General features: G+C 72.6%; 19 protein-coding genes and 5 tRNA genes. 16 read left to right on the top strand and 8 right to left on the bottom strand.

Annotated elements, in window-relative coordinates:
• The 6 genes from AB0J12_RS25135 (at position 1) to AB0J12_RS25110 (ending at position 1,286) form a co-directional block, all read left to right on the top strand.
• A complete protein-coding gene (locus AB0J12_RS25135) occupies positions 1 to 732 on the top strand; it encodes an HAD family hydrolase (RefSeq protein ID WP_363266634.1) in 732 nt (243 codons plus the stop codon).
• Between the two features lie 92 nt (positions 733 to 824).
• Positions 825 to 896, top strand: a tRNA-Gln gene (locus AB0J12_RS25130).
• Between the two features lie 21 nt (positions 897 to 917).
• Positions 918 to 990 (top strand) — tRNA-Glu (locus AB0J12_RS25125).
• Positions 991 to 1,019: 29 nt separating this feature from the next.
• Positions 1,020 to 1,092, top strand: a tRNA-Glu gene (locus tag AB0J12_RS25120).
• A 21-nt stretch (positions 1,093 to 1,113) separates the two neighbouring features.
• Positions 1,114 to 1,185, top strand: a tRNA-Gln gene (locus AB0J12_RS25115).
• 28 nt (positions 1,186 to 1,213) lie between these two features.
• Positions 1,214 to 1,286: transfer RNA gene (locus AB0J12_RS25110), tRNA-Glu, on the top strand.
• Positions 1,287 to 1,507: 221 nt separating this feature from the next.
• Here AB0J12_RS25110 and ndgR read toward each other — a convergent pair.
• Positions 1,508 to 2,224 carry an IclR family transcriptional regulator NdgR gene (gene ndgR / locus AB0J12_RS25105; protein ID WP_361627730.1) on the bottom strand — a complete coding sequence of 239 codons (717 nt, stop codon included), beginning with the start codon at positions 2,222 to 2,224 and terminating at the stop codon, positions 1,508 to 1,510.
• 196 nt (positions 2,225 to 2,420) lie between these two features.
• Between ndgR and leuC the strand changes: the two genes are divergently transcribed.
• From leuC to AB0J12_RS25085, 4 genes are all read left to right on the top strand, one after another.
• Complete coding sequence (leuC, locus tag AB0J12_RS25100) at positions 2,421 to 3,851, top strand: 3-isopropylmalate dehydratase large subunit (protein WP_363266633.1); 1,431 nt, start codon at positions 2,421 to 2,423, stop codon at positions 3,849 to 3,851.
• Positions 3,852 to 3,856: 5 nt separating this feature from the next.
• Positions 3,857 to 4,450, top strand: coding sequence for a 3-isopropylmalate dehydratase small subunit (leuD, locus tag AB0J12_RS25095; protein WP_363266632.1), 594 nt, complete (start codon positions 3,857 to 3,859; stop codon positions 4,448 to 4,450).
• Positions 4,451 to 4,726: 276 nt separating this feature from the next.
• Positions 4,727 to 4,957, top strand: a complete 231-nt coding sequence (locus AB0J12_RS25090; RefSeq protein WP_363266631.1) for a hypothetical protein — start codon at positions 4,727 to 4,729, stop codon at positions 4,955 to 4,957.
• Between the two features lie 137 nt (positions 4,958 to 5,094).
• A complete protein-coding gene (locus AB0J12_RS25085) occupies positions 5,095 to 5,754 on the top strand; it encodes an HU family DNA-binding protein (RefSeq protein ID WP_363266630.1) in 660 nt (219 codons plus the stop codon).
• Positions 5,755 to 5,909: 155 nt separating this feature from the next.
• On the opposite strand, the gene AB0J12_RS25080 is transcribed toward AB0J12_RS25085, so the two are convergent.
• On the bottom strand, positions 5,910 to 6,113 hold the full coding sequence (locus AB0J12_RS25080) for a hypothetical protein (RefSeq protein ID WP_363266629.1): 204 nt from the start codon (positions 6,111 to 6,113) through the stop codon (positions 5,910 to 5,912).
• Between the two features lie 10 nt (positions 6,114 to 6,123).
• Positions 6,124 to 6,762: a 2-phospho-L-lactate guanylyltransferase gene (gene cofC, locus AB0J12_RS25075; protein ID WP_363266628.1), complete on the bottom strand. Its 639-nt coding sequence runs from the start codon at positions 6,760 to 6,762 to the stop codon at positions 6,124 to 6,126.
• A gap of 156 nt (positions 6,763 to 6,918) precedes the next feature.
• On the opposite strand from cofC, the gene AB0J12_RS25070 reads away from it, so the two are divergent.
• From AB0J12_RS25070 to AB0J12_RS25060, 3 genes are all read left to right on the top strand, one after another.
• A complete protein-coding gene (locus tag AB0J12_RS25070) occupies positions 6,919 to 7,701 on the top strand; it encodes a lysophospholipid acyltransferase family protein (protein WP_363266627.1) in 783 nt (260 codons plus the stop codon).
• On the top strand, positions 7,698 to 8,717 hold the full coding sequence (locus AB0J12_RS25065) for an NAD(P)H-dependent glycerol-3-phosphate dehydrogenase (protein WP_363266626.1): 1,020 nt from the start codon (positions 7,698 to 7,700) through the stop codon (positions 8,715 to 8,717). The genes AB0J12_RS25070 and AB0J12_RS25065 overlap by 4 nt, the downstream gene beginning before the upstream one ends.
• Before the next feature lie 105 nt (positions 8,718 to 8,822).
• Positions 8,823 to 9,980, top strand: a complete 1,158-nt coding sequence (locus AB0J12_RS25060; RefSeq protein WP_363266625.1) for a D-alanine--D-alanine ligase family protein — start codon at positions 8,823 to 8,825, stop codon at positions 9,978 to 9,980.
• Between the two features lie 260 nt (positions 9,981 to 10,240).
• On the opposite strand, the gene AB0J12_RS25055 is transcribed toward AB0J12_RS25060, so the two are convergent.
• Positions 10,241 to 10,741 carry a DUF3515 domain-containing protein gene (locus AB0J12_RS25055; protein WP_363266624.1) on the bottom strand — a complete coding sequence of 167 codons (501 nt, stop codon included), beginning with the start codon at positions 10,739 to 10,741 and terminating at the stop codon, positions 10,241 to 10,243.
• A 20-nt stretch (positions 10,742 to 10,761) separates the two neighbouring features.
• Entirely contained in the window at positions 10,762 to 10,995 is a 234-nt protein-coding gene (locus tag AB0J12_RS25050; protein ID WP_029384521.1) for an Lrp/AsnC ligand binding domain-containing protein, read from the bottom strand.
• Positions 10,996 to 11,264: 269 nt separating this feature from the next.
• On the opposite strand from AB0J12_RS25050, the gene AB0J12_RS25045 reads away from it, so the two are divergent.
• Both AB0J12_RS25045 and thiD read left to right on the top strand, forming a co-directional pair.
• Positions 11,265 to 12,230 carry a thiamine-phosphate kinase gene (locus AB0J12_RS25045; protein WP_363266623.1) on the top strand — a complete coding sequence of 322 codons (966 nt, stop codon included), beginning with the start codon at positions 11,265 to 11,267 and terminating at the stop codon, positions 12,228 to 12,230.
• On the top strand, positions 12,227 to 13,027 hold the full coding sequence (gene thiD, locus AB0J12_RS25040) for a bifunctional hydroxymethylpyrimidine kinase/phosphomethylpyrimidine kinase (RefSeq protein WP_363266621.1): 801 nt from the start codon (positions 12,227 to 12,229) through the stop codon (positions 13,025 to 13,027). The genes AB0J12_RS25045 and thiD overlap by 4 nt, the downstream gene beginning before the upstream one ends.
• A gap of 16 nt (positions 13,028 to 13,043) precedes the next feature.
• Here the strand turns inward: thiD and AB0J12_RS25035 are convergent, their stop codons facing one another.
• The 3 genes from AB0J12_RS25035 to rpmB form a co-directional block, all read right to left on the bottom strand.
• A complete protein-coding gene (locus AB0J12_RS25035) occupies positions 13,044 to 14,240 on the bottom strand; it encodes an FAD-dependent monooxygenase (RefSeq protein ID WP_363266620.1) in 1,197 nt (398 codons plus the stop codon).
• 34 nt (positions 14,241 to 14,274) lie between these two features.
• Positions 14,275 to 17,304: a BTAD domain-containing putative transcriptional regulator gene (locus tag AB0J12_RS25030; protein WP_363266619.1), complete on the bottom strand. Its 3,030-nt coding sequence runs from the start codon at positions 17,302 to 17,304 to the stop codon at positions 14,275 to 14,277.
• 152 nt (positions 17,305 to 17,456) lie between these two features.
• A complete protein-coding gene (gene rpmB, locus AB0J12_RS25025) occupies positions 17,457 to 17,642 on the bottom strand; it encodes a 50S ribosomal protein L28 (RefSeq protein ID WP_004924906.1) in 186 nt (61 codons plus the stop codon).
• Positions 17,643 to 17,908: 266 nt separating this feature from the next.
• Here rpmB and AB0J12_RS25020 point away from each other — a divergent pair, with 266 nt between their 5' ends.
• The gene (locus tag AB0J12_RS25020; protein ID WP_363266618.1) at positions 17,909 to 19,579 is read left to right on the top strand and encodes a DAK2 domain-containing protein; all 1,671 of its coding nucleotides are present in this window, start codon (positions 17,909 to 17,911) and stop codon (positions 19,577 to 19,579) included.
• Positions 19,580 to 19,618 lie beyond the last annotated feature (39 nt).

Raw genomic sequence — 19,618 nt, 5'->3', positions numbered from 1 at the left:
ATGAGCATCCGAGCCGTCCTCTGGGACGTCGACGACACCCTCTTCGACTACACGAGCGCCGACCGCGCCGGCATGCGCGCGCACCTGGCCGCCGAGGGACTGCTCGGTGCCTTCGGTACGGCGGAGCAGGCGCTCGCGCTCTGGAGGCGGGCCACCGAGCTGCACTGGGCGCGCTTCGCGGCCGGGGAGGCGACCTTCGAGGCGCAGCGCCGCGACCGGGTGCGCACGTTCCTGGGCGCGGAACTGACCGACGCGGAGGCCGACGACTGGTTCCGGCGTTACGTCGGTCACTACGAGTCCGCCTGGGCCCTCTTCCCGGACGCCGTGCCCGCCCTGGACGCCCTCGCCGCCGGCTACCGGCATGCGGTGCTGTCCAACTCCAGCCTCGTCGTCCAGGACCGCAAGCTGCGCGTCCTCGGCGTCCACGGCCGCTTCGAGACCATCCTGTGCGCGGCCGAGCTGGGCGTGTCCAAGCCCGAGGCGGCCGCCTTCCACGCGGCCTGCGCGGCCCTGCGCCTCGCCCCGCACGAGGTGGCCTACGTCGGCGACCACCCGGACATCGACGGGCGGGGCGCGGCCGAGGCGGGCCTGCTGTCGGTGTGGATCGACCGTGACGGGGCGCCTACCGGCGGTGATGCGCCCCGGGGCCCGCACCGGATCTCGACCCTCGCCGAACTCCCGGCGGTGCTCGGCGCTGATACCCGTTTTGGAGCCCGGTCCACCTTCAGGTAATGTTCTTCCTGCGCCGCCGGGGAGCGGGCCGAAAGGCCGGGATCCGGGGGAGCAAAACTAGAACGAGATCCCCGCAGGGGCTTGAGTTCCAGTGGCCTATGGTGTAATTGGCAGCACGACTGATTCTGGTTCAGTTAGTCTTGGTTCGAGTCCAGGTAGGCCAGCTCGCAGAGCTTATCTGCAAAGCCCCCGTTGTGTAGCGGCCTAGCACGCTGCCCTCTCAAGGCAGTAGCGCCGGTTCGAATCCGGTCGGGGGTACTGATCTCGATCATGTCGGGATCGCTAGGGCCCCCGTTGTGTAGCGGCCTAGCACGCCGCCCTCTCAAGGCGGTAGCGCCGGTTCGAATCCGGTCGGGGGTACTGACTGGTCTAAACCATCATTGGTCTATGGTGTAATTGGCAGCACGACTGATTCTGGTTCAGTTAGTCTTGGTTCGAGTCCAGGTAGACCAGCTCGGACCTGCGGAAACGCAGTGTCCAGGCCCCCGTTGTGTAGCGGCCTAGCACGCCGCCCTCTCAAGGCGGTAGCGCCGGTTCGAATCCGGTCGGGGGTACAAGAAGAAGGCCCTTCGCTTCGGCGGAGGGCCTTCGTCGTGCCCGGCGCCGCAGCAGCGGCTCGTCCAGGGTCCGGCGCAACAACTCGGCACACGGTGCGAGCTCTTCGGCCCCCGTCGTAGCCGAGCCTGGGTCGGCCGGCCGTCGAAGAGGTCCCGCCGCGGCGTCGGGGCGGGACCTCTCCCTGTGTGGGCTGACCTCTACGGGTGTGGGGCCGACCTCAGCCCGTGCGGCGCAGGGCCTCGGACAGGCGGGCCGCGGCGTCGATGACGGCCTGGGCGTGCATACGGCCCGGGTGGCGCGTGAGGCGCTCGATGGGGCCGGAGACGGACACGGCGGCCACCACGCGGTTGGAGGGGCCGCGCACGGGCGCGGAGACCGACGCGACGCCCGGCTCGCGCTCACCGATCGACTGGGCCCAGCCACGGCGCCGTACGCCGGACAGGGCCGTGGCCGTGAAGCGGGCGCCCTGCAGGCCCCGGTGCAGGCGCTCGGGCTCCTCCCAGGCCATCAGCACCTGTGCCGACGAGCCCGCCTTCATGGTGAGCGTGGAGCCGACCGGGACCGTGTCCCGCAGTCCGGACAGGCGCTCCGCGGCGGCGACGCAGATACGCATGTCACCCTGGCGGCGATAGAGCTGCGCGCTCTCGCCCGTGACGTCACGCAGATGTGTGAGCACCGGGCCGGCGGTGGCGAGGAGACGGTCCTCACCCGCGGCCGCGGCCAGTTCTGCCAGCCGAGGGCCGAGAATGAAACGTCCCTGCATGTCACGCGCCACCATGCGGTGGTGTTCCAGTGCCACGGCCAGGCGGTGAGCCGTGGGTCGAGCCAGTCCGGTGGCCGCGACCAGACCCGCGAGGGTGGCCGGACCGGACTCCAGAGCGCTCAGGACGAGGGCCGCCTTGTCCAGAACGCCGACGCCGCTACTGTTGTCCATGCAACGATACTCGCGTCTCACTCTGTGAAACGCAAGTTCAATTTTCCGTGGAACCCGCCACTCTGGATGTCACGAAGGCACAGCGGCCCGCGATTCGACGGGCCTGGTGGCGGATGTCCGGTCGCAGGGGCGCGGGCAACGCCTCCTCAAGATCTCTAGTTGGGCCGGTGGACGTTTGCCGGTCGGAGGGAAAGCGATGGGTAGGACACTCGCGGAGAAGGTCTGGGACGACCACGTCGTCCGGCGCGCCGAGGGCGAGCCCGACCTCCTCTTCATCGATCTGCACCTGCTGCACGAGGTGACCAGCCCGCAGGCCTTCGACGGCCTCCGCAAGAGCGGCCGCCAGGTGCGCAGGCTCGACCTGACCATCGCCACCGAGGACCACAACACCCCGACCCTCGACATCGACAAGCCCATCGCGGACCCCGTCTCCCGGATCCAGCTGGAGACCCTGCGCAAGAACTGCGCCGACTTCGGGGTGCGGCTGCACCCGCTGGGCGACGTCGAGCAGGGCGTCGTGCACGTCGTCGGCCCGCAGCTGGGCCTGACCCAGCCCGGCACCACCGTGGTCTGCGGTGACTCCCACACCTCCACGCACGGCGCCTTCGGCGCGCTGGCGTTCGGCATCGGCACCTCGCAGGTCGAGCATGTGCTGGCCACCCAGACGCTGCCCATGGCCCGCCCGAAGACCATGGCGATCACGGTCGACGGCGAACTGCCCGAGGGCGTCACCGCCAAGGACCTGATCCTGGCGATCATCGCGAAGATCGGCACCGGCGGCGGCCAGGGCTACATCCTGGAGTACCGCGGCTCCGCCATCGAGAAGCTCTCGATGGAGGCCCGGATGACCATCTGCAACATGTCGATCGAGGCCGGCGCCCGCGCGGGCATGATCGCCCCCGACGAGACCACCTTCGCGTACCTCAAGGGCCGTCCGCACGCCCCCGAGGGCGCCGACTGGGACGCCGCCGTCGCGTACTGGAAGACGCTGCGGACGGACGACGACGCCCAGTTCGACGCCGAGGTCGTCATCAATGCCGCCGAGCTGTCCCCGTTCGTCACCTGGGGCACCAACCCGGGCCAGGGCGCGCCGCTTTCCGCGTCCGTCCCCGACCCGGCTTCGTACGAAGACCCTTCGGAGCGCTTCGCCGCCGAAAAGGCCCTGGAGTACATGGGGTTGGAGGCCGGTCAGCCGCTGAGCTCCATCAAGGTGGACACCGTCTTCGTAGGCTCCTGCACCAACGGCCGCATCGAGGACCTGCGCGCCGCGGCCGACCTGCTGCGGGGCCGCAAAGTCGCCGACGGGGTACGGATGCTGGTCGTCCCGGGCTCCGCGCGGGTGGGTCTGCAGGCCGTCTCCGAGGGTCTCGACGTGGTCTTCAAGGAGGCCGGCGCCGAGTGGCGGCACGCGGGCTGCTCCATGTGCCTGGGCATGAACCCCGACCAGCTGGCCCCCGGTGAGCGCTCGGCGTCCACCTCCAACCGCAACTTCGAGGGCCGGCAGGGCAAGGGCGGCCGCACCCACCTGGTGTCGCCGCAGGTCGCGGCCGCGACCGCGGTGCTGGGCCACCTGGCCTCGCCCGCCGACCTGACCGACGCCGAGACCCGTACGCCCGCTGGAGTCTGAGGATCATGGAAGCTTTCACCACGCACACCGGCCGGGCCGTCCCGCTGCGCCGCAGCAACGTGGACACCGACCAGATCATCCCCGCCCACTGGCTCAAGAAGGTCACCCGCGACGGGTTCGAGGACGGGCTGTTCGAGGCCTGGCGCAAGGACCCCGAGTTCGTGCTGAACCGTCCCGAGCGGCAGGGCGCCACCGTCCTGGTCGCGGGCCCGGACTTCGGTACCGGCTCCTCCCGTGAGCACGCGGTGTGGGCGCTGCAGAACTTCGGCTTCAAGGCGGTGATCTCCGCCCGCTTCGCCGACATCTTCCGCGGCAACTCGCTGAAGAACGGCCTGCTCACCGTGGTCCTGGACCAGAAGATCGTGGACGCGCTGTGGGAGCTGGTCGAGAAGGACCCGACCGCTGAGGTCACCGTGGACCTTCAGGCGCGTGAGGTGCGCGCCGAGGGCATCACCGCCTCCTTCGAGCTGGACGAGAACTCCCGCTGGCGGCTGCTGAACGGTCTGGACGACATCTCCATCACGCTGCAGAACGAGGCGGACATCGCCGCGTACGAGGCGAAGCGGCCGTCCTTCAAGCCGCGCACCCTCCAGGTCTGAACCATCGGCCCGTCCCGCGCCCGCTGAGGGTCGGGTTTCGGCCACCGCATCACCCCGCCTGTACCCCCGATCGGCCCGATCGGGGGTACAGGCGTTTTTGGGTCCGTACGGCGCCGGCCGGCGGTCGGTGGCGGTTCAACTTCCCACGTTACGGCGGTGGTTGCTGGGGTATCCGAGGCTCAGGAACGCGTCTTCGCGGTGCGCCCGGACGGCTGTTGGAGGCGGCAGTTGCCCCCTGCGCGGGCGACAACTCGCCCCAGATGGCACAATCTGTGCATGGAACACGACGGCCAACTCGAGCTCTATGCGGCGGTCGCGGACCAACTGAAACAAGCGCACGCGAGGGTGCGCGCACTGCAAGTCCCGGAGGGCGTACGGATGGCGCTGACCCGGAAGCTGCTGGTCATTACGGCCGCGGCCAAACACGATCTTGCCGGTGCGACAAGGCGGCTGGAGCGGTTCATGGCGGATCTCGATGCGGGGCGCGTCCCCGAAGAGGACGACTGAACACATCCGCGATCGCCGAGTTCGTTGCGGCACAAGGGTGAGAAGCCCGTTTCGTGTTTGATTTGCGGTATATATCTGCCTAACGTGCGAAAAAGCTTGAACACTTTCGTTCTGGCGATGTCTCCGAAGGGGAAGACGTGAACAAGGCGCAGCTCGTAGAAGCGATTGCCGACAAGATGGGTGGCCGCCAGCAGGCCGCCGATGCTGTCGACGCGGTCCTGGACGCCATCGTCCGCTCGGTCGTCGGGGGCGACCGGGTCTCGGTCACCGGGTTCGGTTCCTTCGAGAAGGTCGACCGGCCGGCCCGCTACGCCCGTAACCCGCAGACCGGCGAGCGGGTTCGGGTCAAGAAGACCTCCGTTCCGCGCTTCCGCGCGGGTCAGGGCTTCAAGGACCTGGTCAGCGGGTCGAAGAAGCTCCCGAAGAACGACATCGCGGTCAAGAAGGCCCCCAAGGGCAGCCTGTCCGGCCCGTCGGCCACCATCGCCAGGCCCGCGGGCAAGAAGGCCGCGGCCAAGAAGGCGACGACGGCGGCCGCGAAGAAGACCACCACCGCGAAGAAGGCGGCCCCGGCGAAGAAGACCGGCACGGCCGCCACGAAGAAGACCACGGCCAAGAAGGCGCCCGCGAAGAAGACCACGACGCCGGCCGCCAAGAAGACGACCGCGGCGAAGACCACGGCCGCCAAGAAGACCACGGCGAAGAAGGCCCCGGCGAAGAAGGCGACCGCCAAGAAGGCGCCCGCCAAGAAGTCGTCGGCGCGCAAGACCGCCGCGAAGAAGACCACCGCGCGCTAGGAGGCGACCGCACGGGTTACTCACGCGCCGGGCCGGACTCCCTGACGGAGTCCGGCCCGCGGTGTGTTGTGGACCTGGTGTCCTGGTGGCGGCGCCGCTTTGGGACGGGACGGCCCGACCGGGGCCCCTTACGCCCATGGTGGACGCGGCCGGTGTCAGAACGTCTGCAGGGTCACCAGCGTGATGCGGCGGGAGACGCCTTCACCTTCCGTTTCGATACGGACCCGTTGGCCGGGGCGCAGCAGGCGCAGGCCGCCCGCGTCGAAGGCCGGGGCGTCGAAGGGCACGGGGGTGCCGTCGTCGAGGAGCACCTGGCCGCAGCGGGTCTCGGGGTCGTACGTGTATGCGGTGGCCTGCATGACGGTCAGCCTACTGCCCGGGGATCAGCAGCCGCGCGGCCGCCGCGGCCGTCCGGGGGCCCACGCCGAGGGAGAGCGCGGCGCGCAGGTCGTCGCCGGTGTCCACGTCCTGGCGTACGGAATCGACCCGATCCAGGGGCAGCTCGACCGCGCCGGACGCGCGGTGGCGGGCACGGGAGCGAGCGCCGAATGCCGGCTGCAATTCCTGTCCGGCACCGGCCGACAGGAGCGTGGTGCCGATTTCCGCGGCGTCCGGGAGAAATGCGCGCGGGAATGGGGCGGCCGTATCGAGGACCCGGGCCAATTCCAGCGGGCGCAGGGCCGGCAGGTCGGCGTTCAGGGCCGCCACGGGAGTTCGGGGGCGCTCGGCGCGTACGACCGCCGTCGCGTGCGCCAGCGCCGCGTTCAGGCCGGCGGAAGGGGTGTCGGGGACGATACGGGCGCCCAGGGCCGCCAGCTCACGGCCGGCCAGGGCGTCGTTCGTGACGACCACCACATCACCCACCGCGTCGCAGGCCAGCGCCGCCGCGACCGTGTCCTGGGCGAAGGCGAGCGCGAGGCCCGGGCGCACCCCGTCCCCGGCCGTGTCCGCGAGCCTGCTCTTGGCCCGCGCCAGAGGCTTCAGGGGGATGACCAAGGTCCACTGCACCGGCGTACCGTCCCTCTCGTGTCCTGGTCATTGTCGCCGGGCCATCTCGTCGGCGGGACGGCGGGGCGTACGGTGTTCTCGACAGACCGGCGGCCCGGGGCGACACTTGTGCGGCCCCACGGGCCCCGGTGGCAAGCCCTAGAGGAAGGTGTCCGCGTGCCCCGCCGCAGAATCGGCTTCTGGTACCGCTTCGCCGCGGTGATCTGCAAACCACCGCTGGTGTTTCTGCTCAAGCGGGACTGGCGCGGAATGGAGAACATTCCGGCCGACGGCGGATTCATCACCGTGGTGAACCACAATTCGCACGTCGATCCCTTCGCATACGCCCACTACCAGTACAACACCGGCCGGGTCCCGCGATTCCTGGCCAAGAGCGGGCTTTTCAGGAAGGGCTTCGTCGGCGCCGCCATGCGTGGCACCGGCCAGATCCCCGTCTACCGCGAGTCCACCGACGCGCTCAGCGCCTTCCGGGCCGCGATCGACGCCGTGGAGCGCGGCGAGTGCGTCGCCTTCTACCCCGAGGGCACCCTCACCCGCGACCCCAACGGCTGGCCCATGACGGGCAAGACGGGCGCCGCGCGCGTCGCGCTGCAGACCAGGTGCCCGGTCATCCCGGTCGCCCAGTGGGGCTGCAACGAGCTGCTGCCGCCGTACGCCAGGAAGCCGGACCTCTTCCCGCGCAAGACCCACCACGTGCTGGCCGGGCCGCCCGTGGACCTCTCCCGCTTCTACGGCAAGGAGATGACCGCGGAGGTGCTGAAGGAGGCCACCGAGGTGATCATGGCGGCCATCACCCGCCAGCTGGAGGAGATCCGCGGCGAGCAGGCGCCCGCCACGACGTACGACCCGCGCCGCGAGCGCATCGAGCAGCGCCGCCGCACCCAGGCCCAGGCCGAGGCGCGGGCGCAGGACAAGCAGGCGGAAGGGCAGGGCACGTGAGCAAGCCGGTCACGCCGGTCAAGGCAGCCGTCTTCAGCGCCGGTTCATGGGGCACCGCCTTCGGCATGGTGCTCGCCGACGCCGGGTGCGAGGTCGTGCTGTGGGCGCGACGCCCCGAGGTCGCCGAGGCGATCAACTCCACCCGGACCAACCCCGACTACTTCCCCGGCGTGCAGCTGCCCGAGAACCTGCGCGCCACCACCGACCCCGCCGAGGCCGCCGCCGGCGCCGACTTCACCGTGCTGTCGGTGCCCTCCCAGACGCTGCGCGCCAACCTCGCCGAGTGGACCCCGCTGCTCGCCCCGCGCACCGTCCTGGTGTCGCTGATGAAGGGCGTCGAGCTGGGCACCACCATGCGGATGAGCGAGGTCGTCGAGGACGTCGCCAAGGTGGGCCCGGAACGCGTCGCCGTGGTCACCGGGCCCAACCTCGCCCGTGAGATCGCCGCCCGCATGCCGGCCGCGGCCGTCGTCGCCTGCACCGACGAGGCGGTCGCGCAGCGCCTGCAGACCGTCTGCCACACGCCGTACTTCCGGCCGTACACCAACACCGACGTCGTCGGCTGCGAACTGGGCGGTGCCGTCAAGAACGTCATCGGGCTCGCCGTCGGCATCGCCGACGGCATGGGGCTCGGCGACAACGCCAAGGGCTCGCTCATCACCCGCGGCCTCGCCGAGACCACCCGGCTGGGCCTGGCGATGGGCGCGGATCCGATGACGTTCTCCGGACTGGCCGGTCTCGGCGACCTGGTGGCCACCTGCTCCTCGCCGCTGTCGCGCAACCACACCTTCGGCACCAACCTCGGCAAGGGCATGACCCTGCAGGAGACCATCGCGGTCACCCGGCAGACCGCCGAGGGCGTCAAGTCCTGCGAGTCGGTGCTGGATCTGGCCCGGCGGCACGGCGTCGACATGCCGATCACCGAGACCGTCGTGTCCATCGTGCACGAGGGCAAGTCCCCGGTGGTCGCCCTCAAGGAGCTCATGTCGCGCAGCGCCAAGCCCGAACGGCGCTGAACGGCCCCGTCCGCGCGACGCTGCGCGACCGACCGAGGGACACGGAGTCACGGCGGCCCGGTGGGCGCTGACTCGGGGAATACCAACGGGTACTCTCAACGCGATATGAGCACCGAGAACCTCCCCCAGAGCCCTGAGCAGCCGTCCCGCAAGCCGCGCGTGGCCGTCGTGTTCGGCGGACGCAGCTCCGAACACGGGATCTCCATGGTCACGGCCGGCGCCGTCCTGAGCGCCATCGACCGGACGCGGTACGACGTCCTGCCGATCGGCATCACCCGGGAGGGCCGTTGGGTGCTGACGGCCGACGAGCCCGAGCGGATGGCCATCGCCGACCGCCGCACCCCCGAGGTCGAGGACATGGCGGAGCCCGGCGACGGCGGCGTGGTGCTCCCCGTCGACCCCGCCAGCCGCGAGGTCGTCTACAGCGAGCCCGGCTCGGTGCCCAAGGCGCTCGGCGAGGTCGACGTGGTCTTCCCGGTGCTGCACGGCCCGTACGGCGAGGACGGCACCCTGCAGGGCCTGCTGGAGCTGTCCGGGGTGCCGTACGTGGGCTCGGGCGTGCTCGCCTCGGCCGTCGGCCAGGACAAGGAGTACATGAAGCGGGTGTTCACCTCCTTCGGGCTCAAGGTCGGCCCGTACGTGGTGATCCGGCCCCGCGAGTGGGAGCGGGACACCTCCGCCGCCCGCAAGAAGATCGTCGACTTCGCCGGTGAGCACGGCTGGCCGCTGTTCGTGAAGCCGGCGCGCGCCGGTTCGTCCATCGGCATCACCAAGGTGGACGACCTCTCCGGCCTGGACGAGGCCATCGAGGAAGCGCAGCGGCACGACCCGAAGATCCTCGTCGAGGCGGCCGTGCGCGGCCGGGAGATCGAGTGCGGCGTGCTGGAGTTCGAGGACGGCCCGCGCGCGTCGGTGCCGGCGGAGATCCCGCCGCCGGACGCCCACGCGTACTACGACTTCGAGGCCAAGTACATCGACTCCACGCCCGGCATCGTCCCGGCGCCGCTCACCGACGAGCAGACCGCCGAGGTGCGGCGGCTCGCGGTGGACGCCTTCGACGCGGCGTCCTGCGAGGGCCTGGTGCGCGCGGACTTCTTCCTCACCGAGGACGGCGAGTTCGTCATCAACGAGATCAACACGATGCCCGGCTTCACGCCCATCTCGATGTACCCGAAGATGTGGCAGGCCACCGGTGTCGGCTACGCCGAGCTGGTCGACCGCCTCATCCGTGCGGCCCTGCGCAGGCCGACGGGCCTGCGCTAAGGCCCTGTCGTTTGGATCATCCCGGCGTCGCGGGGTCTGGCACGCACTCCCCCGAGCTCTTCGAGCAGGGGGGACCCCCAGCCGCGTTGTCGTCGGTTGCCAACCCCCCCCGAGCTCTTCGAGCAGGGGGGACCCCCACCGCGTTGGCGCCCTCCTCCGCCTTGCAGCTGCACGCACCAGACCCCGCTCGGGTCGGCCGCAACGCACCGCACCTCACAGCCGGCCTGATCCAAACGACAGGGCCCAGTTCCTCCGGGCGCTCAGTCGGCGATCCCCTCGGGGATCGCCTTCTTCATGGCCGGGGCCAGGTCGACGAGTACCGACGAGGTGTCCCGGCCCTTGGGCACGCTCACCTCGACGTAGGCACGACGGTTGGCGGTGGTGAACCGGTACGCGCCGTCGTCCTGCTTCTCCATGAGCCAGTCGACGCCGTCCACGCCGCCGGCGACCGCGTCGGGGTCACCGCCCTCCGAGACCTTCGGGTCGGTCATCTTCGCAGGCCGCTCGACACCGCACCGCAGTATGATCGCCGGGTCCCCCCAGCCCGCGGTCAGCGGTGACGCGGGGGTGGGGTCCCGGCGGTCCTGGTCGTCGACCCGGGACGGCAGCGCCCGGTCCAGCTCTCGGCAGAGCGCCGCGGTCTTCGCCGCCGGCGACGGAACCGCGACCGACGCGCTGTCGTCTGCGAAGGAGCAGCCCGCGACGCCGAGGAGCAGGGCGAGGGCGGGCAGGCCGAGGGGCCGGTGACGGAAGAAGCTCACCGGCCAAGGGTAGACGGGGGCTACAGATGGACGACCGGGCAGGTCAGGGTGCGGGTGATGCCGTCCACCTGCTGGACCTTGGCGACCACCATGCGGCCCAGGTCGTCGACGGTGTCGGCCTGCGCGCGCACGATGACGTCGTAGGGACCCGTGACGTCTTCGGCCTGGATCACTCCAGGGATCTTGCCGATCGTCTCGGCGACGGTCGACGCCTTGCCGACCTCAGTCTGGATCAGGATGTACGCCTGTACCACGGAACCTCCAGGGCGGCCACGAGGATCATGTGGGGAAAAGGAACGCCACGGTACCGCGTCGCCGCTCCCCGCGGGGAGACCTGCGGGAACCGGGCCTTGCGTGCCGGGGTGCGGACAGGGCGGACGAGGATGGCTGCAGGGACCGTTCACCGGGGGCCGGTCACATCGACCGGGCACCTGCGGCCGGTCACTTCGACGGTATCGAGGACACTGGTCCCGCGCGACCGGGCACGGACAACGTCAGCAGGGACGGAAGGGGAGCCAGGACAATGAAGGGCACTGTTGGTGAGCTCGGGGAGTTCGGGCTCATCAGGGAGCTCACCTCCCGTCTCACCACCACCCCGGCGGTCCGGGTCGGGCCCGGCGACGACGCCGCCGTGGTGGCCGCGCCCGACCGGCGGGTGGTGGCCAGTACCGACATCCTGCTGGAGGGCCGGCACTTCCGCCGCGACTGGTCCACGGCCTACGACGTCGGCCGCAAGGCCGCCGCGCAGAACCTCGCCGACATCGCCGCCATGGGCGCCGTCCCCACCGCGGTCCTGCTCGGCCTGGTCGTGCCCGCCGAACTGCCGGTGGCCTGGCCGACCGAGCTGATGGACGGCATCCGCGACGAGTGCCAGGTCGCGGGCGCCTCCGTGGTCGGCGGCGACGTCGTACGCGGCGACACGATCATGGTGTCGATCACCGCGCTCGGCGACCTGCGCAACCAGGAACCCGTCACCCGGGGCGGCGCGCAGCCCGGCGACCTCGTCGCCGTGACCGGCTGGCTCGGCTGGTCCGCCGCCGGGTACGCGGTGCTCTCCCGCGGTTTCCGCTCCCCGCGCGCCTTCGTCGAGGCCCACCGCCGCCCCGAGCCGCCGTACCACGCGGGTCCCGCGGCCGCGGCGCTCGGCGCGACCGCGATGTGCGACGTCAGCGACGGGCTGATCGCCGACCTCGGGCACATCGCCGAGGCCAGCAAGGTGCGCATCGACATCCGCTCCGGCGCCATCGACATCCCCACCCAGATGCACGACATCGGCCAGGCCGTCGGCGTCGACCCGCTCCAGTGGGTGCTGACCGGGGGAGAGGACCACGCGATCGTCGCGACGTTCCCGTCGGACGCCAAACTGCCCGCCCGCTGGAAGGTGATCGGCGAGGTGCTCAACCCCTCCGCGCTGCCCCAGGTGACCGTCGACGGCGCCGCCTGGACCAGCAAGGGCGGCTGGGACCACTTCGGGGACATCGAGTCATGACCGCGCCGCCCCGGGTGCTCACCGTGGCCGGCTCCGACTCCGGGGGCGGCGCCGGGATCCAGGCCGACCTGAAGACCATGCTGGCGCTCGGCACGCACGGCATGAGCGTGCTCACCGCCGTCACCGCGCAGAACTCCCTCGGCGTGCAGGGCGCCTGGGAGGTGCCGGTCGAGGCGGTGCGCGCGCAGTACCGCAGCGTCGTCGACGACATCGGCGTCCAGGCCGTGAAGACCGGCATGCTCGCCTCCGCGGAACTCGTCGAAACGGTCGCGGAGTTGCTCGCCGGCACCGACGCGCCCGCCGTCGTCGACCCGGTCGGCGTCTCCAAACACGGCGACGCGCTGCTGGCCGCCTCCGCGCTGGACTCCGTGCGCACCAAGCTGCTCCCGGCGGCCACCGTCGCCACCCCGAACCTCGACGAGGTCGCCGAACTCACCGGCGTACACGTCGAGTCGGAGGACGACCTGCGGCGCGCCGCGGCGGCCGTCCTGGCGTACGGGCCCCGCTGGGTGGTGATCAAGGGCGGGCATCTGGCCGGGGACGCCGTGGACCTGCTCACGGACGGCTCCGAGGAGTACTGGCTGCGCGCCCCGCGCCACGACAACCGGCACACCCACGGCACCGGTTGCACCCTCGCCTCCGCCATCGCCTGCGGCCTGGCCAAGGGACGGTCCGTGCCGGAGGCGGTCACGGCCGCCAAGGAGTACGTCACCGGGGCCATCGCCGCCGGCTTCGCACTCGGCGGCGGGATCGGGCCCGTGGACCACGGGTGGGCGTTCAGGAGCGGTACTGCCTGAGCGCCCCCGGGAGTGCTCACGCCGGGTATTCCCCGAGGTCGATGGCGGTCGCCGCCTTCTCCGTCAGCCGCTTGAAGAAACCGGCCAGCATCCGGGAGCTCAGCAGCCGGTACATGCGGTCCCGGCTGCGGATGCGGCGCTCGGTGGCCGGGGCGAAGAACGGGCCCGCGTTGCCGGAGATCTTCTGGCAGCCCCGGGCGAAGTCCCGGATGCGCGCCTCGTACCCGGCCAGCGCGACGCGCACGTCGCCGTCCGCCAGCGCCAGTTCCCCGGCCAGGACGTACGCGCCGACGACGGCCACGCCCGTGCCCATGCCGCCCATCGTCGCCCCGTACCCGGCGTCCCCGAGGAGCGCCACCCGGCCCTGCGTCAGCCGGTCGATGTGGATCTGCGCGATGGCGTCGAAGTACAGGTCGTCGGTCTCCCGAAGCGCCTTCAGCACCGCGGGTGTCTCCCAGCCCATGCCGGCGAACCGCTCGGTGAGGATCCGCTTCTGCGCCTCCACGTCCCGGCGGTCGTACGCCAACTCCTCGGACCGGAACACCAGCAGGGCGCCCGCCCGCTCCGGGTCGCCGTCGTAGTTGCCGACGACGACACAGCGGCCCGGCTCGCTGTACAGCCGGCCCGTGCGGTCCAGGCCCAGATGGTTGGGCACGGCGAAACCGGCCACGTAGTGGCCGAAGAAGCGCAGGTGGCGCGACTCGTCGCCGAAGACCAGGCGGCGGGTGTTCGAGTGCAGGCCGTCCGCGCCGACGACCAGGTCGAAGCGGCGGGGCGCGCCGTGCTCGAAGACGACGTCGACCCCGTCCGGGGTGTCGGTCAGCGCCGTGACCGAGTCGCCGAAGACGTACTCCACGCGGTCCTTGGTGCGTTCGTACATGATCCGGGACAGGTCGCCGCGGAAGATCTCCACGTCCCCGCTCATCATCTCCGCGGGCAGGTCCACGCGCGCCTTGCCGTCGGCGTCGACGACCGTCTGCCGGCCCATGCGGGTGCGGTGGGCGTGGACGTCGTCCCAGATGCCCATGGCGGTGAGCACCCGGCGGTGCACGTGCCCGCGGAAGTCGACGGCGAAGCCGCCGCCGCGCAGCGCGGGCGCCTTCTCGACGACCGTGACGTGCGCGCCGTACCGGGCGAGGTTGAGGGCGAGGGCCGGGCCGGCGACGCTCGCGCCGGAGATCAGGACGGTGAGACGGCTCAGGTTCTTCGTCATGCGAGGAGCCTCGCGGGCGGCGCTTACCGCCCGCCTACCGTGCGCTGACCGCCGCTGACCGCAGGCGCCGGCCCCGCTCGAAGGCCTCGTCGAAAGCCTCGGGCGACAGGCACGCACGCGTGCGCCGTGTCGTGCGTACGACGTCGGGGTCACCGTCCAGGCACAGGCCCCGCAGGCCGGCGGCGGCGCCCAGGAGTTCGGCGGCCTCCTGCGGCCGCGCGGCGAGATCGGCCAGGGCGTCGGCGACGTCCGCCGGCAGCAGCACGTCGGACGCCGAAAGGGCCTGGGCGCGGGCCTGGGCGAGCCAGTCGCGGCCAGCGCCGGTGTCGCCCTCGGCGGCGGCCGTCCGGCCCAGGCCGATCAGGATGCGCACCGTCTCGCCGACGCTGAACCAGGTGGCCGCGCACGCCTGCAGAGCGCTCTCGTAGTGGCCGCGTGCGCCTGATGTGTCACCGGCATGGCGGGCCGTGTCACCCAGGCCCCGCAGCGCGCCCGCCACCTTGTCGGCGGCACCGGCCGTGCGCGCCAGATCGCGGCAGCGGGCGAAGTGCGCGGCGGCCTCCTCGTGGGCGCCCAAGGCCAGCAGCACGTACGCCCGCCGGTGCAGCAGGTCCGCCGTCTCCTCGGGGGCGTCCAGCTCCCGCACATGGGTCAGGCCCTCGTCGAGCAGCGCGAGGGCACGCGCGTGTGCGCCGCGCGCGTGGGCGAAGCCGCCGAGCGGATCCAGGCAGTTGGCCATGCCCCAGCGGTCACCGGTCGCGCGAAAGCCCTCCCACGCGCGCGTGAAGACCTCCTCCGCCTCGTCCGCGCGCCCCGAGAACCACGCCTGGTAGGCGAGACCGAGGTCCAGCAGGGCCCGGCCCCACGGCTCGTCGCCGACCTGCACGCGTACGTGCGCGTCGACCGCGAGCTGGGGGCCGCCGGTGAGGGACCACAGCACCACCGTGAACGGCAGCCGGAGCGGCGTTCCGAGCGTCGCCATGACCGCGGCCGCCCGCGCGACGAGACCCGGGTCGGCCGGGTCGTCACCCTGCCCGGAGACGGCGTTCATCAGGCACAGCGCGTACTCCTCGGCCAGGCCGGCGGGCGGCTCGTCACCGACCGCCCCGAGCAGCGCCCGCGCCTGCCCCACCCGTTCACCGTGCAGGCCCCGCAACCGCCGGAACCAGGTCAGGGCGGCCATCAGGCGCAGCGCCTCGCGCGGGGCGGTGTCCGTCAGACGGCGCAGGGCCGCGTCCAGGTTCTCGTGCTCGGCGGCCAGCCGGGCCAGCCACGGCAGCTGTTCACCGCCGCGCAGATACGGCTGCGCGCGCTCGGCGAGCTGAAGGAAGTACGCGGCGTGCGCGTCCTTGAGCCCGGCCGCGCCGGTGAGGTGCTCGGCGCCGCCCGTCAGTTCCTCCGCCGCGAACGCGCGGATCGTCTCCAGCATGCGGTAGCGGCCGCCCGACACCTCCACGAACGACTTCTCCACGAGGGACGCCAGGACGTCCTCCGGGTACGGCACCGCGCACACCGCCGCCACCGCGTCCAGGGTGGCGCCGCCGCGGAACACCGTCAGCCGGCTCGCCAGCTCCCGCTCCTGCGCGTCCAGCAGCTCCCAGCTCCACTCCACGACCGCGCGCAGCGTGCGGTGCCGGGGCGCCTTGGCGCGGTCGCCGCGGGCCAGCAGCCGGAACCGGTCGTGCAGCCGCTCGGCCAGCTCCTGCGGCGACAGCGTGCGCAGCCGGGCCGCGGCCAGCTCGATCGCCAGCGGCAGCCCGTCCAGCGCCCGGCAGATCTCCGGCACGCGCGCGTGGTCGCCGTCGACGTCGGGGCGCACGGCACGCGCGCGGTCCAGCAGCAGCCGTACGGCCGGCTCCTCGGGCAGCGGCGGCACCGGGACCAGCACCTCGCCGGTGATGCCCAGTGACTCCCGGCTGGTCGCCAGGATCCGCACGCCGGGGCAGGCGCCCAGCAGCAGCGCGGCGGTCCGCGCGGCGGCCTCGATCAGGTGCTCGCAGTTGTCCAGCACCAGCAGCACCGCGCGGTCCTCCAGCGCGGCCAGCAGCCGGTCGGTGGCGTCCGTGGCGGGAGCGCAGAACCCGTCCCGCACCCCGAGCGCGGCCAGCACGGCGTACGGGATCCGCTCGCCGTCGGCCAGCGGTGCCAGCTCCACCAGACAGACGTCCGGCGCGGTGCGGGCCGCCTCCAGGGCGAGCCGGGTCTTGCCCACACCGCCGGGACCGGTGAGCGTCACCAGCCGGGAGGCGGCGGACACCTCCGCGGTCCGCGCCAGCTCCTCTTCTCGGCCGATGAACCGGGTGAGCTGCGCCGGCAGCCGGGGCCGGGCGGGGGCGCCGGGGCGCGCCCGCAGCAGGTCCAGGTGGAGGGCGGACAGCTCGGGCGACGGGTCGGCGCCCAGCTCGTCGGCGAGGACGCCGCGCGCCTCCTCGAACACCGTCAGGGCCTCGGCGGGCCGCCCGCCCGCGTGCAGCGCCCGCATCAGCTGCCCGTACAGCCGCTCGCTCAGCGGGTGCTCCGCGACCAGCGCCCGCAGCTCCGGCACCAGCTCCGCCCCGCCCCCGCCCCCGAGATCGGCCTCGACGCGGTCCTGCACGACGGCCAGCCGCAGCTCCTCCAGACGGGTCCGCTCGGCGTGCGCGCCGGGCAGGTCGGGCAGCGCCGGGCCGCGCCACAGGGCGAGGGCGTCGCGCAGCACGGCCGCCGCCCGCGGATGGTCACCTGTGGCGAGGGCGGCACGTCCCTCGGCGGCGAGGCGGGCGAAACGGTGGGCGTCGACGGCGCCGGGGTCCACGGCCAGCCGGTAGCCGGCCCCGACGGCCTCGATGGCGGTGTGCGGGGCGAGACGCCGGCGGAGCCGGGAGATCTGCGACTGCAGCGCGTTCGCGGCCCCGGCGGGCGGCTCGGCGCCGTACAGGCCGTCCAGGAGACGGTCCGCCGGGACGGCGCGGCCGGCGTCGAGCAGCAGCAGCGTGAGCAGGGCGCGGGGGCGCGGGCCGCCGGGGGAGAGGGGAGTGCCGTCGTCGGTGAGGATCTCCGACGGGCCCAGGATGCCGAAGCGCATTCCCGGGATTCTGGCAGGCCGCAGCGGGGTGTGGGTACGGCAAAAAGCCGGCCCACCTGATGGTGGACCGGCTTTGTGCAGCGAACCGACAGTGGCCGCGCGCGGATGGGGGTCCCCCCTGCTCGAGCGGAGCCGAGCGTGGGGGAGAAGCGTCAGCGCGAGACCTTGCCGGCCTTGATGCACGAGGTGCAGGCGTTCACGCGCTTCGGCGTCCCACCGACCACGGTACGCACACGCTGGATGTTCGGGTTCCAGCGACGGGGCGTACGGCGGTGCGAGTGCGAGATGTTGTTGCCGAAGCCCGGCCCCTTGCCGCAGACGTCGCAGTTGGCAGCCACCGGTCACTCCAAAGACTTCAGATGCACTTACGGTTAATCCCGGCATGCCGGGACGGATCCTGCGATCGGTGAGTGATCTGAGATCTGAGTGGCGCTGCCAGGGGAATCAGCCCGATCGGATCGGGCAACCGGAGCAGCATACAACGACTGCGTCCGGACAACGAAACTACCATGGCGGCCCAGCGGCCCGCCCACGGCCCTCTTCCGGCAGGCGCCCGGCCTGGGTCTACGCTGCGTCCCACGTCCAGCAGCTCAGGGAGGCGCAGGTGGCGCAGGTGCCGCAGACATTCTTCGATGCTCTCGCGGTGCGCACGTGGTGCTCCCTCGCGCTGGACGCCGTCGGGCGCGCGCGCGAGGAGATCGACGCGATCAACGTCTACCCGGTGGCCGACGGGGACACCGGCACCAACCTGTATCTGACCCTGGAGTCGGCGGCCGGGGCGGTGGAGGCCGTGTTCGCCGGGTACGAGACCGGTGGCGGGCGGCCGTCCCTGGCCGACGCCGTCCACGCGATGGCGCACGGCGCGCTCATCGGGGCGCGCGGGAACTCCGGGACCATCCTCGCCCAGCTGCTGCGCGGCATGTCGCAGGTGCTCGCCGCGCAGGGTGACGACTCTCACGCCGACGGGCCGGGGCTGCGGCGCGCGCTGCGGCGCGCGGCCGACTCCGCCCGGCAGGCCGTCGCCCACCCCGTCGAGGGCACGGTGCTGACCGTCGCCGCCGCGGCCGCCGACGCCGCCGAGGGTGCGGGCGAGGCGGGAGGCGACTGCGGGACGGTCGCGCGGGCCGCGTACGACGGGGCGCGCACGGCACTCGCCGCGACCCCCGGTCAGCTGGCCGCCCTGGAGCACGCCGGGGTGGTGGACGCCGGCGGGCGGGGGCTGGTGGCGGTGCTGGGGGCGCTCGTGGAGACGTTCACGGGGGAGACACCCACCGATCCGGACGGGCACCCGCGCGGGCCCGGCGAGACGCTCATCGCCTGCCCCGACGCGGGGGCCGCTCCCGACGCGGGCGGTCCGGCCTTCGAGGTGATCTACCTCCTGGAGGCCGGCGACGACGCCGTGGCCCGGCTGCGCCGGCGCCTGGACGCCCTCGGTGACTCGCTGGTCGTGGTCGGCGGCGACGGGCTGTGGAACGTCCATGTGCACGTCGACGACGCCGGCGCCGCCGTGGAGGCCGGGGTGGAGGCCGGGCGGCCGTACCGGATCCGGATCACCCACTTCGGCGCCGGCGACGCGCACACCGCGCACGGCGAGCGCCCGCCCCGCGAGCGCGCCCAGCGGGCCGTCGTCGCGGTCGTCCCCGGCGAGGGCCTCGCCGGGCTGTACACCGGGGCGGGCGCGACGACGGTGCTCGCCCGCCCCGGGGAGCCGCCCGCCAGCGGGGAACTGGTGGAGGCCGTGCGACGTGCCCACGCGCGCGAGGTCGTACTGCTGCCCAACGACCCCGAACTGCGCCACACCGCCGCGGCGGCCGCCGAACAGGCCCGCACCGAGGGCATCCGGGTGGCGCTCATCCCGACCCGGTCCGCGGTCCAGGGGATCGCAGCGCTCGCCGTGCACGAACCCGACCGCCGCTTCGACGAGGACGTGGTCTCCATGACCTCGGCGGCGGGGGCCACCCGGTACGCCGAGGTCACCGTCGCCGAACACGAGTCCTGGACCACGGCCGGCATCTGCCAGGCCGGTGACGTGCTCGGCCTCATCGACGGCGACGTCGCCGTGATCGGCGCGGACGTCACCGCCACCGCCGAGACCGTCCTGGACCGCATGCTCGCCGCCGGCGGCGAACTCGTCACCCTCGTCCTCGGCGACGAAGCCCCCGACGGCGTCACCGACCACCTTCAGACCCGGGTACGGGAGACGTACCTCGCCGTCGACACGGTCGTCTACCGAGGCGGCCGGCAGGGCGCGCTCCTGCTGATCGGCGTGGAGTGACCCCACCGCACGGCGGTGAGTGCGGCGGGGACACCGGAG

It is taken from the genome of Streptomyces sp. NPDC049915, assembly GCF_040656475.1.
In the GTDB taxonomy this organism is placed as follows: Bacteria; Actinomycetota; Actinomycetes; order Streptomycetales; family Streptomycetaceae; genus Streptomyces.
The sequence above is the reverse complement of the archived record's forward strand: the minus strand, read 5'-3'. Positions and strand labels throughout refer to the sequence as shown.

Bases quoted from the DNA above. Each gene is read 5' to 3' on its own strand.
- ndgR (WP_361627730.1), bottom strand. From the start codon at position 2,224: ATGGACAACAGTAGCGGCGTCGGCGTTCTGGACAAGGCGGCCCTCGTC.
- AB0J12_RS25090 (WP_363266631.1), top strand. From the start codon at position 4,727: ATGGAACACGACGGCCAACTCGAGCTCTATGCGGCGGTCGCGGACCAA.
- AB0J12_RS25080 (WP_363266629.1), bottom strand. From the start codon at position 6,113: ATGCAGGCCACCGCATACACGTACGACCCCGAGACCCGCTGCGGCCAG.
- AB0J12_RS25045 (WP_363266623.1), top strand. From the start codon at position 11,265: ATGAAGGGCACTGTTGGTGAGCTCGGGGAGTTCGGGCTCATCAGGGAG.
- leuD (WP_363266632.1), top strand. From the start codon at position 3,857: ATGGAAGCTTTCACCACGCACACCGGCCGGGCCGTCCCGCTGCGCCGC.
- leuC (WP_363266633.1), top strand. From the start codon at position 2,421: ATGGGTAGGACACTCGCGGAGAAGGTCTGGGACGACCACGTCGTCCGG.
- AB0J12_RS25030 (WP_363266619.1), bottom strand. From the start codon at position 17,304: ATGCGCTTCGGCATCCTGGGCCCGTCGGAGATCCTCACCGACGACGGC.
- AB0J12_RS25060 (WP_363266625.1), top strand. From the start codon at position 8,823: ATGAGCACCGAGAACCTCCCCCAGAGCCCTGAGCAGCCGTCCCGCAAG.
- thiD (WP_363266621.1), top strand. From the start codon at position 12,227: ATGACCGCGCCGCCCCGGGTGCTCACCGTGGCCGGCTCCGACTCCGGG.
- AB0J12_RS25135 (WP_363266634.1), top strand. From the start codon at position 1: ATGAGCATCCGAGCCGTCCTCTGGGACGTCGACGACACCCTCTTCGAC.
- AB0J12_RS25035 (WP_363266620.1), bottom strand. From the start codon at position 14,240: ATGACGAAGAACCTGAGCCGTCTCACCGTCCTGATCTCCGGCGCGAGC.